Origin of the sequence: Pseudomonas sp. 2VD, from assembly GCF_005503585.1 — a bacterium.
In the GTDB taxonomy this organism is placed as follows: domain Bacteria; phylum Pseudomonadota; class Gammaproteobacteria; order Pseudomonadales; family Pseudomonadaceae; genus Pseudomonas; species Pseudomonas aeruginosa.
Genome location: NZ_SCND01000018.1, coordinates 25,016 through 35,930, shown reverse-complemented (window position 1 = coordinate 35,930; position 10,915 = coordinate 25,016). Strand labels below are relative to the sequence as shown.

The following is a 10,915-nucleotide window of genomic DNA, read 5'->3' as shown; positions in this document are numbered from 1 at the left end:
GCCAGACGCGTCCGGCCGGCCGTTCGCCGAGCGCAGCGGCCAGGCGCCGGCCCAGTTCGCCGCCGCCGTTGCGACTGTCCGGGAACAGCCAGTGGCGCGGGGCGAGCTGGTTCTCCAGGTTGCGCAGGGCGAGTATTCGCTGCTCGGGCGCGTAGCCGTCGTACTCGCCGCCGGCGAGGTGCAGCAGGCGGTCGACGCCGGCGCTGTCGAAGGCGCTTTCCTTGTGTTCGCCGAACACCACGGCGAGCACCGCGCCGTCGTTGCCGGCGAGCTTGCGGGCCAGTCCGAGGAGGTCCTTGTCGTGGCTGGAGAGACGGCCGCCGACCATGTCCGGGACCACCGCGACGAGGAATGCCGGTTGCTCGACCACATGCAGCGGCAACTGCGCTTCCTGCACTGCGCTGGCGCGTCGCGCGCCGCTGCCCTGCTGGCCGCCGGAGCGATCGATGCGGCGGATGCCGTTGGGGCCGACGAAGCCGACGGCGTGCGGGTTCTTGCGGACCACGCCGTGGGGGCCCATCCAGCGCACCTCGCCGCCTTGGGCGGAGTGCATGGCCGCATGCAGCGGATGCAGGCGGTTGCGGGCGATCCATTCGGCGCGTGGATCGCGACGGACGATGTCGTTCATGCGGAATGCTTCCTGTGGCTGCGGCTACCCGATCCCGCGGCCCCCTCCCTGGAGGGAGAGGCCGCTATCCGTGCTGCCCCGGTCAGCAGCGGGTTCGATGTGAAGCTCGACACTCTCATCAATGCACCTCCGCCACGGCTTCACGCCGCAACGGCTTTTTTGCCGGCGCTTCCGCCTGTTCTATCAGCGCTTCCGCCACCAGCTCGGCGATGTCCTTGATCTCCGGCCGCGGCGCCACTACGCCTTCGAGCATCGCGGTGCACTGCGGGCAGCCGACGGCCACCAGCTCGGCGCCGGTCTCGCGGATGTCGGCCATGCGCATGTCGGGAATCCGTTGCTTGCCGGGGATGTCGGTGATCGGCGCGCCGCCACCGCCGCCGCAACAGCGCGAGCGGAAGCCGGAGCGTTGCATTTCCTTGACCTCGATGCCGAGTGCGCGCAGCACGTTGCGCGGCGCCTCGTACTCGCCGTTGTAGCGGCCCAGGTAGCAGGGGTCGTGGTAGGTGACGCTGCCGGCCTTGCTGCGGCCCGGTTGCAGTGTGCCGGCGCGCAGCAGTTCGTCGATGAAGGTGCTGTGGTGCAGTACCTGGTAGTCGCCGCCGAGGGCGCCGTATTCGTTCTTCAGCACATGGAAGCTGTGCGGGTCGCAGCTGACGATGCGGGTGAAGCGGTATTTCGCCAGGGTTGCGATATTGCGCCTGGCCAGGTTCTGGAAGGTCGCCTCGTCGCCCAGCCGGCGCGCCACGTCGCCGCTGTCGCGCTCCTCCAGGCCGAGCACGGCGAAGTCCACCGCGGCCGCCTTGAGGATCTTCACGAAGGCGCGCAGGGTGCGCTGGTTGCGCATGTCGAAGGCGCCGTCGCCGACCCAGAACAGCACGTCGGCGCTCTTCTTCTCGCTCATCAGCGGCAGGTTCAGGTCGGCCGCCCAGTTCAACCGGCCGCCGGGGGCGAAACCGCCGGGGTTGTCGGTGGCGATCAGGTTGTCCAGCACCTCGGCGCCCTTGTTCGGCGTGGCGCCTTTCTCCAGGGTCAGGTGGCGGCGCATGTCGACGATGGCGTCGACGTGCTCGATCATCATCGGGCACTCCTCGACGCAGGCCCGGCAGGTGGTGCAGGACCACAGGGTGTCGGCGTCGACCAGGGCCTTGCCATCCAGCGCGACGATCGGCTGGTGCGGGCCGCCGCCGTGCTCGCCCAGCGGTTTGCCTGGATAGGGGCTGCCGGCGAACTTCGCGTCGTTGCCGCCGGCCAGGCCGATGACCATGTCCTGGATCAGCTTCTTCGGGTTCAGCGGCTGGCCGGCGGCGAACGCCGGGCACATCGCCTCGCACTTGCCGCACTGCACGCAGGCGTCGAACCCGAGCAACTGGTTCCAGGTGAAGTCGCTGGGCTTTTCCACGCCCAGCGGCGCCTGCGGATCGGCCAGGTCGAGCGCCTTGAGGCCGGTGGAGCGGCCGCCGCCGAAGCGTTCGGCGCGGCGGTGCCAGGCCAGGTGCAGGGCACCGGCGAAGGCATGCTTCATCGGCCCGCCCCAGGTCATGCCGAGGAACAGCTCGGACACGCCCCAGGCCACGCCAATGGCGAGGAGGCCGGCGAGGAACCAGCCGCCGAAGCCTTCCGGCAGGATGCCGGCCACCGGCAGGGTGGCGAGGAAGAAGCTCGCGGCGAACGCCAGCAGGCTCTTCGGCAGGCGCATCCAGGGGCCCTTCGACAGCCGCGACGGTGGGTCGAGGCGGCGGCGGGCGACGAACAGCGCGCCGACGAACATCAGCGCCGTGGCCGCCAGCAGGGCGAAGCCGAGGATCCGGCCGTGCAGCCCGAAACCGTGTACCAGGATCGCCAGCAGCGCCGCCAGGACGAAGCCGCCGGCGGTGGCGACGTGGGTCCTGGACATGTACCTGTCGCGCTCTACCACATGGTGCAGGTCCACCAGGTAGCGACGCGGCATCTGCATGAGGCCGCCGATCCAGTCGACCTTGGCGGGTCGGCCGCGGCGCCACATGAGGAAGCGCTTCGCGGCGCCGAGCACGGCAAGTGCCAGGGCGGCGAAGAGCAGGACGGGAAGGAGGGTGTCGAGCATTTCTGGTCTCCCTGCGGGACGTCAGGCGGCGCTGGATCGGCCCCCCCTCTCCCGCTTGCGGGAGAGGGGGGGCCGGCCGTGCCGGTCGGATGCCACGAGGCGTGTCTTAGAAATCCTTGCACAAGCGCAGCGCGTCATAGATCGCCGCATGGGTGTTGCGCTGGGCCACGCAGTCGCCGATGCGGAACAGCAGGTAGCCTTCTCCGGGCTGGCTGAGGCAGGGCTGCGGCTGGATCGCGAACAGCGCCTCGACGTCGATCTGGCCCTTGTTCCGCGAGCCCTGCTTGAGCGCGTAGTAGAGGCTCTCGTCGGGGCGCACGCCGTTTTCCACCACCACCTGGTCGACCACCCGCTCTTCCCGCGCGCCGGTGTATTCGTTCTCCAGCACCGCCACCAGCTTGTCGCCCTCGCGGTAGACCTTCTCCAGCATGAGGTCGCCGGTCATGATCACTTCCTTGGGATACATGCTGCGGTAGTAGGTGGGGAAGGTGGTGCCGCCGATGGCCACGCCCGGCTTGATGTCGTCGGTGACGATCTCCACCTGGGCGCCCTTGTCGGCGAGGAAGTCCGCCACCGACATGCCGCTGAACTCGCAGATGGTGTCGTAGACCAGCACGTTCTTGCCTGGCTCGACCGTGCCGTCGAGCACGTCCCAGCTGCTCACCACCAGGCCTTCGGCGGCGCCCCAGTGTTCGTTCTGCTCGAGGAACGGATGTCCGCCGTTGGCCAGCACCACCACGTCCGGGCGCAGGTCGAGGATGGTCTCGGGGTCGGCCGCGGTGCCCAGGCGCAGGTCGATGCCCAGGCGCGCCAGCTCCAGCTGGTACCAACGGGTGATGCCGGCGATCTGGTCGCGTTGCGGCGCCTTGGCGGCGGTGGTGATCTGGCCGCCGAGCTGCTCCTTCTTCTCGAACAGGGTCACGTCGTGGCCGCGCTCGGCCGCCACGCGGGCCGCTTCCATCCCGGCCGGCCCGCCGCCGACCACCACCACCTTGCGCTTCGGTCCGGCGGACTTCTCGATGATGTGCGGCACGCCCATGTATTCGCGGGAGGTCGCGGCGTTCTGGATGCACAGCACGTCCAGGCCCTGGTACTGGCGGTCGATGCAGTAGTTGGCGCCGACGCACTGCTTGATCTGGTCGACCTGGCCCATCTTGATCTTGGCGATCAGGTGCGGGTCGGCGATGTGCGCGCGAGTCATGCCGACCATGTCCACGTAGCCGCCTTCGAGGATGCGCGTAGCCTGGTTCGGGTCCTTGATGTTCTGCGCGTGCAGCACCGGCACGTCGACCACTTCCTTGATGCCGGCCGCCAGGTGCAGGAACGGCTCCGGCGGGAAGGTCATGTTGGGGATGACGTTGGCCAGGGTGTTGTGGGTGTCGCAGCCGGAGCCGACCACGCCGATGAAGTCGAGCATGCCGGTATCGCTGTAGTACTTGGCGATCTGCTTCATGTCCTCGTGGGACAGGCCGTCCGGGTGGAACTCGTCACCGCAGATGCGCATGCCGACGCAGAAGTCCTCGCCGACCTCGGCGCGCACCGCCTTGAGCACCTCGAGGCCGAACTTCATGCGCCCCTCGAAGCTGCCACCCCATTCGTCGGTGCGCTTGTTGACCCGCGGGCTCCAGAACTGGTCGATCATGTGCTGGTGCACGGCGGACAGCTCGACGCCGTCCAGGCCGCCTTCCTTGGCGCGGCGGGCGGCCTGCGCGTAGTTGCCGATGACCCGCCAGATCTCCTCCACCTCGATGGTCTTGCAGGTGGCGCGATGCACCGGCTCGCGGATACCCGACGGCGACATCAGGGTCGGCCAGTGGTAGCCGTCCCAGCGGGAACGGCGCCCCATGTGGGTAATCTGGATCATGATCTTGGCGCCGTGCTTGTGCATGGCGTCCGCCAGGTTCTGGAAGTGCGGGATGATCCGGTCGGTGGACAGGTTCACCGAACTCCACCACTGCTGCGGGCTGTCGATGGCGACCACCGAGGAGCCGCCACAGATGGCCAGGCCGATGCCGCCCTTGGCCTTTTCCTCGTAGTACTTCACGTAGCGCTCGGTGGTCATCCCGCCGTCGGTGGCGTAGACCTCGGCGTGGGCGGTGGAGAGCACGCGGTTGCGGATGGTCAGCTTGCCGATCTGGATCGGCTGGAACATTGCTTCGAAGGCCATGACCCTTTCCTCGGCTTACAGGGGTTTGACGACGAACAGGCCGTCTTCGTGACCGTCCTCGGCGCCGCTGTAGACCTGTTCGGCCACGGTGCGCAGGCTGCTGCCGCGGGCGGCGAGGATCTGGTCCATGGCGCCGGCGAACCAGCCGGTGAACATGTAATCGACCTTGCGATTGACCTTGCCGTAGACGTAGACGAAGGCGGAGTGCCGCAGGCGGACCTCGGCGGTGCCTTCCTCGAGGTTGATCCGCTCGATCTCGAACAGGCCCCAGCCGCGCTGGGACAGGCGCTTCATGTAGTGCTCGAACACCGCCACGCCCTCCAGGCCGTGACATTCGGCTTCCTTCTCGCACCAGTGCCAGGCGGACTTGTAGCCGGCCTTGTAGAGGATCTCGGCGTAGGCGTCGGCGCCCAGCACTTCCTCGATGCCCATGTGGTTGTTGACGAAGAAATGTCGCGGTACGTAGAGCATCGGCAGGGCGTCGGTGGTCCAGACGCCGGTCTCGCTGTCGACCTCGATGGGCAGTTGGGGGGCATGTTTGGCCATGGTGTAAGCTCCGATTCTTTTGACTCCCTCTCTCCCTTCGGGGAGAGAGGCGGGGAGAGGGAAGATGGGTGCGATGCAATGCCCCTCCCTTGAGGAAGAGGCGACGAGTCGGGAGTGGGCCGGGAGTTACTCGCCCCAGACGTCGCGCAGGACCCTTACCCAGTTCTCGCCCATCACCTTGCGCACCACGCGCTCGGGCATGCCGCGCTCGAGCAGGGTCTCGGTGAGGTTGGGGAATTCGCCGACGGTGCGGATGCCCAGCGGGTTGACGATCTTGCCGAAGTTGGTCAGGCGCCGGGCGTAGCCCTTGTCGTGGGTCAGCCACTCGAAGAAGTCGTGGCCGTGGCCCTGGGTGAAATCGGTGCCGATGCCGATGGCGTCCTCGCCGACGATGTTCATCACGTACTCGATGGCCTCGGCGTAGTCGTCGATGGTCGAGTCGATGCCTTTCTTGAGGAACGGCGCGAACATGGTCACGCCGACGAAGCCGCCATGGTCGGCGATGAACTTCAGCTCCTCGTCGGACTTGTTGCGCGGGTGTTCCTTGAGGCCGGACGGCAGGCAGTGGGAGTAGCAGACCGGTTTCTTCGATTCGAGGATGACCTCTTCGGAGGTCTTGCTGCCGACGTGGGAGAGGTCGCACATGATGCCGACCCGGTTCATCTCCGCGACGATCTCCCGACCGAAGCCGGAGAGCCCGCCGTCACGCTCGTAGCAGCCGGTGCCGACCAGGTTCTGGGTGTTGTAGCACATCTGCACGATGCCCACGCCGAGCTGCTTGAACACCTCGACGTAGCCGATCTGGTCCTCGAATGCGTGGGCATTCTGGAAGCCGTAGAGGATGCCGGTCTTGCCCTGCTCCTTGGCCTTGCGGATGTCCGCGGTGCTGCGCACCGGGATCACCAGGTCGCTGTTGTCGCGGATCAGCTTGTTGCTGGCGACGATATTGTTCACCGTCGCCTGGAAGCCTTCCCATACCGATACGGTGCAATTGGCGGCGGTCAGGCCGCCCTTGCGCATGTCCTCGAACAGTTCGCGGTTCCACTTGGCGATGATCAGACCGTCGATGACGATGCTGTCGGCGTGCAATTCGGCTGGGCTCATCTGGCATACCCCTTTCAGGCTGGGCGCGCCGGGACTTGTGCCGACGCTTTGGGGGCAGCATATCGTCGGGGCCCGGCGCGACCCGGCCCGAAAACGACCAGGGTCGTGCCGAAAGCGTCAAGCGTGCGACCGCAACGACGGAGGGCAATGTCGCGGATGGAACAGGCGCTGGCCGCCCGGGGCCGCCAACGGGGAGTGCGCGCGCCCCTGCCGGCGCGGGTTCAGAGGCCGAGTTCGCCGAGCGACGGATGGTCGTCCGGCCGGCGCCCCAGCGGCCAGCGGAACAGCCGCTGGTCCTCGCGGATCGGCAGGTCGTTGATGCTGGCGTGACGTTCGTACATCAAGCCCTGCTCATCGAACGCCCAGTTCTCGTTGCCGTAGGAGCGGAACCAGTTGCCCGAGTCGTCGTGCCATTCATAGGCGAAGCGCACGGCGATGCGGTTGCCGGTAAACGCCCAGAGTTCCTTGATCAGCCGGTACTCCTGCTCGCGCTGCCACTTGCCGCTGAGGAATTCGACGATCCGCTCGCGGCCGCGGACGAAGGTCGAGCGATTGCGCCAGACGCTGTCGGGACTGTAGGCCAGCGAGACGCGCTGCGGGTCACGGCTGTTCCAGCCGTCCTCGGCGGCGCGGACCTTCTGCGCGGCGGTTTCGGCGGTGAAGGGGGGAAGCGGGGGACGGACGTCGCTCATGGCGGGCTCCTCGGTCTGCGGTGGTTTTCGATGGGAACAGCGTAGGGCAGGGCGAGCGCGGCCGAATGACGTCGATCCCACGGATCCTGCCAATCCCGCCTCGCCCCCTGGCTGTTTGCCAGGCTGGCCAGACCTACCCCGGAGAGGGCTATGATGGCCGCCACAGGAGTGGACAAGGATCGACCTCGCGCAATGACCTCCACCACCTACCTCGGCTTGCTGCTGGTCGGTATCCAGGTACTCGGCTTCGTCGCCGCCATCCATGCCGTGCTCACCGTGCGCACCGCCCAGGGCGCGATCGCCTGGGCCACCTCGCTGGTATTCATGCCGTACCTGACCCTGCTGCCGTACCTGGTGTTCGGTCGCAGCCGTTTCGACGCCTACATCGAGGCGCGGCGCCAGGCCAACCGCGAGATGCACCTGGCGGCCGCCGAGCTGGACTGGCGTCCCTGGGTCGAGGAGGCCCTGGCGGCCCGCCAGGTCAGCGGCTACAAGGGGCTCAAGGCGCTGGTGCGGATGACCCGCACGCCGACCCTGGCGAACAACCGGGTGCGCCTGCTGGTCAACGGCGAGGCCAGCTTCGAGGCGATGTTCAAGGCGATTTCCGCCGCCCGCCAGGTGATCCTGGTGCAGTTCTTCATCGTCCGCGACGACGCCCTCGGCCAGCGCCTCCAGCAACTGCTGCTGGAACGTGCGGCCAACGGCGTCGAGGTGTTCTTCCTCTATGACGCCATCGGCAGCCACGCGCTGCCGCACCGCTATGTCGAGCGGCTGCGCCAGGGCGGCGTGCAGATGCATGGCTTCAGCACCGGCAGCGGCATGCTCAACCGCTTCCAGGTGAATTTCCGCAACCACCGCAAGGTCGTGGTGGTGGATGGCGAGTGCGGTTTCGTCGGCGGGCACAACGTCGGCGTCGAGTACCTCGGCGAGAAGCCGCCGCTGGCGCCCTGGCGCGACACCCACATGGAACTGCGCGGGCCGGCGGTGGCGTGTCTGCAGGAAAGCTTCGCCGAGGACTGGTACTGGGCGACCCACAGCCTGCCGCCGCTGATCCTGCCGCCGCAGTACGACAGCGAGGGCGCGCTCTGCCAGGTAGTCGCCAGCGGTCCGGCGGATGCCCAGGAAACCTGCTCGCTGTTCTTCGTCGAGATGATCAACGCCGCCCACGAGCGGGTCTGGATCACCTCGCCGTATTTCGTTCCCGACGAAGCGGTGATGGCCGCCCTGCGCCTGGCGGTGCTGCGCGGCGTCGACGTGCGCCTGCTGATACCCTCGCGCCCGGACCACCGCACGGTGTATGCCGCGTCCAGCCTCTACGCGCTGGAGGCGATCCGTGCCGGGGTCAAGGTGTTCCGCTACCAGCCCGGCTTCCTCCACCAGAAGGTGGTGCTGGTGGACCGCGACACCGCCGCCGTCGGCAGCGCCAACCTGGACAACCGTTCGTTCCGGCTGAATTTCGAGGTGATGGTGGTGACCGTCGACGAGGGCTTCGCCGGCGAGGTGGAGGCGATGCTCGAGGCGGACTTCGCCGAGTCGCTCGAATTCACTCCGGAAGACCGCCGCAGCGTGCGCCGCCTGCAGCAACTGGGGATGCGCGTGGCGCGGCTGGTCTCGCCGATCCTCTGAAAACCTTCGCGGACTCTGTACGTCGGCAAAACCGCGTTGGAAACGGCTTCGGAAAACTCGGTTGCCGTTCGGAGACTCCGCTTCCCCGGCTGTTTTCGCCCGGTTTCTCCAGCTCGCCAGATCGTCGGCAGGTCCTGAGCGACGCCTCTGCCGCCCGCCGACCGCGCGGGCGTGCAGCTTTTCCCTAGCCAGCGACTACAAAAATCATAATTTCGCTATTCCCCGGCTCTGAACAGAATGCGGCCATCACGCAACCGCAGAACAAGAACGACCAGAGTCCGAGGAACCGAGCCATGACCGACCTGAATCGCACCGCCTTGCCCTCGCGCACGGACGGGACCGTGGAAAAGACCGACACCCTCGTCGTCGGCGCCGGCCAGGCCGGCGTGGCGATGAGCGAGCACCTGAGCCGGCTCGGCGTGCCGCACCTGGTCCTGGAGCGCAACCGCATAGCCGAGGCCTGGCGCAGCGGACGCTGGGACTCGCTGGTGGCCAACGGCCCGGCCTGGCACGACCGCTTCCCGGGAATGGAATTCGACATCGATCCCGACGGTTTCCCCGGCAAGGACCAGGTGGCGGCCTATTTCGAGGCCTACGCGAAGAAATTCGACGCGCCGATCCGTACCGGCGTCGAGGTGAGGAAGGTGGTGCGCAATGTCGGCCGCCCCGGCTTCACCGTGGAAACCTCCGCCGGGACCATCGAGGCCAACCGCGTGGTCGCCGCCACTGGCCCGTTCCAGCGTCCGGTGATCCCGCCGATCGCGCCGCGCGACGAGCGTATCCGGCAGATCCACTCGGCCCACTACTACAACCCGCAGCAGCTGCCCGAAGGTGCGGTACTGGTGGTCGGCGCCGGTTCGTCGGGGGTACAGATCGCCGACGAGCTGCAACGTGCCGGGCGCCAGGTCTACCTCTCGGTGGGCGCTCATGACCGTCCGCCGCGTTCCTACCGCAACCGCGACTTCTGCTGGTGGCTGGGCGTGCTCGGCGAATGGGATGCGGAAGTCGCCAAGCCCGGGCGCGAGCATGTGACCATCGCCGTGAGCGGTGCCCGCGGCGGACATACCGTGGACTTCCGCGCCCTGGCGCATCAGGGCGTGACCCTGGTCGGACTGACCGAATCCTTCGTCGACGGCGTCGCGACCTTCCGGCCGGACCTGGCGGAGAACCTGGCGCGCGGCGACGAGAACTACCTGGCGTTGCTCGACGCCGCCGACGCCTATATCGCCCGCAACGGCCTTGACCTGCCGGAAGAGCCCGAGGCGCGCCGCCGGCTGCCGGACCCGCAGTGCGTGACCGATCCGATCCTCGAACTGGACCTGGCCGAGGCCGGGGTGGGCAGCATCATCTGGGCCACCGGCTATGCCGTCGACTTCGGCTGGCTGCAGGTCGATGCCTTCGACCGCGACGGCAAGCCGCGCCACCAGCGTGGCGTGTCCAGCGAACCCGGCGTGTACTTCATCGGCCTGCCCTGGCTATCGCGGCGCGGCTCCTCGTTCATCTGGGGCGTCTGGCACGACGCGCGCCATGTCGCCGACCACATCGCCATCCAGCGCAAGTACCTCGCATACCGCGACGCCGCCCAGCGCCAGGAACAGGACCGCGCCTCGCAAGCTCCGCAAACCAGCCTCCAGGAAGTCAGCTGATGCCTACCCATACCCGCATTCGCATGTTCAACACCAAGGACACCTACCCCAACCAGTCCCTGGACAACGATCTCTGCCAGGCCGTGCGCGCCGGCAACACGGTGTACGTGCGCGGCCAGGTCGGCACCGACTTCGACGGCAACCTGGTCGGCCTCGGCGATCCGCGCGCCCAGGCCGAGCAGGCGATGAAGAACGTCAAGCAACTGCTGGAGGAAGCCGGCAGCGACCTCTCGCACATCGTCAAGACCACTACCTACCTGATCGATCCGCGCTACCGCGAGCCGGTCTATCGCGAAGTCGGCAAGTGGCTCAAAGGGGTGTTCCCGATCTCCACCGGACTGGTGGTCTCGGCCCTCGGCCAGCCGCAGTGGCTGATGGAGATCGACGTGATCGCGGTGATTCCCGACGACTGGCAGCAATGAGGAG

The 10,915-nt window shown here is 67.6% G+C and carries 8 protein-coding genes and 1 pseudogene; 3 read left to right on the top strand and 6 right to left on the bottom strand.

Translation table 11 applies throughout. The features are described 5' to 3' along the window. From FFS27_RS03740 to FFS27_RS03715, 6 genes and pseudogenes are all read right to left on the bottom strand, one after another. A pseudogene (locus FFS27_RS03740) lies at positions 1-628 on the bottom strand (electron transfer flavoprotein subunit alpha/FixB family protein); the annotation flags it as partial. A 118-nt stretch (positions 629-746) separates the two neighbouring features. Continuing rightward, on the bottom strand, positions 747-2,708 hold the full coding sequence (dgcB, locus tag FFS27_RS03735; protein ID WP_003107277.1) for a dimethylglycine demethylation protein DgcB: 1,962 nt from the start codon (positions 2,706-2,708) through the stop codon (positions 747-749). 106 nt (positions 2,709-2,814) lie between these two features. Beyond that, a complete protein-coding gene (gene dgcA, locus FFS27_RS03730; protein ID WP_003114446.1) occupies positions 2,815-4,875 on the bottom strand; it encodes a dimethylglycine demethylation protein DgcA in 2,061 nt (686 codons plus the stop codon). Between the two features lie 15 nt (positions 4,876-4,890). Next, positions 4,891-5,421, bottom strand: coding sequence for a DUF5943 domain-containing protein (locus FFS27_RS03725; protein WP_003107282.1), 531 nt, complete (start codon positions 5,419-5,421; stop codon positions 4,891-4,893). 126 nt (positions 5,422-5,547) lie between these two features. Further along, positions 5,548-6,525 carry a dipeptidase gene (locus FFS27_RS03720; RefSeq protein WP_003106042.1) on the bottom strand — a complete coding sequence of 326 codons (978 nt, stop codon included), beginning with the start codon at positions 6,523-6,525 and terminating at the stop codon, positions 5,548-5,550. 221 nt (positions 6,526-6,746) lie between these two features. After that, a complete protein-coding gene (locus FFS27_RS03715) occupies positions 6,747-7,217 on the bottom strand; it encodes a nuclear transport factor 2 family protein (protein WP_003096740.1) in 471 nt (156 codons plus the stop codon). A gap of 153 nt (positions 7,218-7,370) precedes the next feature. Here FFS27_RS03715 and cls point away from each other — a divergent pair, with 153 nt between their 5' ends. From cls to FFS27_RS03700, 3 genes are all read left to right on the top strand, one after another. Further along, on the top strand, positions 7,371-8,843 hold the full coding sequence (gene cls, locus FFS27_RS03710; protein WP_003121332.1) for a cardiolipin synthase: 1,473 nt from the start codon (positions 7,371-7,373) through the stop codon (positions 8,841-8,843). A 293-nt stretch (positions 8,844-9,136) separates the two neighbouring features. After that, positions 9,137-10,489 carry a flavin-containing monooxygenase gene (locus FFS27_RS03705; RefSeq protein ID WP_003096737.1) on the top strand — a complete coding sequence of 451 codons (1,353 nt, stop codon included), beginning with the start codon at positions 9,137-9,139 and terminating at the stop codon, positions 10,487-10,489. Continuing rightward, complete coding sequence (locus FFS27_RS03700) at positions 10,489-10,911, top strand: RidA family protein (protein WP_003096732.1); 423 nt, start codon at positions 10,489-10,491, stop codon at positions 10,909-10,911. The genes FFS27_RS03705 and FFS27_RS03700 overlap by 1 nt, the downstream gene beginning before the upstream one ends. The last annotated feature ends 4 nt before the right edge of the window (positions 10,912-10,915 follow it).

Excerpts from the sequence above, each read along its gene's own strand:
- dgcB (WP_003107277.1), bottom strand. The coding sequence starts at position 2,708 with ATGCTCGACACCCTCCTTCCCGTCCTGCTCTTCGCCGCCCTGGCACTT.
- dgcA (WP_003114446.1), bottom strand. The coding sequence starts at position 4,875 with ATGGCCTTCGAAGCAATGTTCCAGCCGATCCAGATCGGCAAGCTGACC.
- FFS27_RS03725 (WP_003107282.1), bottom strand. The coding sequence starts at position 5,421 with ATGGCCAAACATGCCCCCCAACTGCCCATCGAGGTCGACAGCGAGACC.
- FFS27_RS03720 (WP_003106042.1), bottom strand. The coding sequence starts at position 6,525 with ATGAGCCCAGCCGAATTGCACGCCGACAGCATCGTCATCGACGGTCTG.
- FFS27_RS03715 (WP_003096740.1), bottom strand. The coding sequence starts at position 7,217 with ATGAGCGACGTCCGTCCCCCGCTTCCCCCCTTCACCGCCGAAACCGCC.
- cls (WP_003121332.1), top strand. The coding sequence starts at position 7,371 with ATGGCCGCCACAGGAGTGGACAAGGATCGACCTCGCGCAATGACCTCC.
- FFS27_RS03705 (WP_003096737.1), top strand. The coding sequence starts at position 9,137 with ATGACCGACCTGAATCGCACCGCCTTGCCCTCGCGCACGGACGGGACC.
- FFS27_RS03700 (WP_003096732.1), top strand. The coding sequence starts at position 10,489 with ATGCCTACCCATACCCGCATTCGCATGTTCAACACCAAGGACACCTAC.